Source organism: Micromonospora sp. M61 (genome assembly GCF_018070245.1).
Lineage (GTDB): Bacteria > Actinomycetota > Actinomycetes > Mycobacteriales > Micromonosporaceae > Micromonospora > Micromonospora zamorensis.
Genome location: NZ_JAGPYA010000195.1, coordinates 1 through 306, shown reverse-complemented (window position 1 = coordinate 306; position 306 = coordinate 1). Strand labels below are relative to the sequence as shown.

Below are 306 nucleotides of genomic sequence, written 5' to 3'. Positions count from 1 at the left end.
CACCTGCTCGGCGACCGGGCTGGACCCGATCACCAACTTCATGGACTACACCTACGACTCGTGCATGTACCAGTTCACCCCCGGGCAGGCCAGCCGGATGCTGACCGCGTGGAACGCGTACCGGTCGGCATAACTTCCCTGCGTACGACCGGTGCCGGCCCCGTCACGACGGGGCCGGCACCGGTCGCTTTCTCCCCAGGACCAGGTCAGGCGGCCGAACACTGGACGTTGCGGCTGCGGCGGGCCGGGCGAGCCTGCGGTACGGCTGAAGGTGCGGCCGGGGCCAGTGGGTCGAGCCACACCTGC

1 pseudogene is annotated in these 306 nt (G+C 69.9%); it reads left to right on the top strand.

Annotated features, from left to right (window positions below):
* A pseudogene (locus tag KBX34_RS33300) lies at window positions 1-133 on the top strand (zinc metalloprotease); the annotation flags it as partial.
* Between the last annotated feature and the right edge of the window lie 173 nt (window positions 134-306).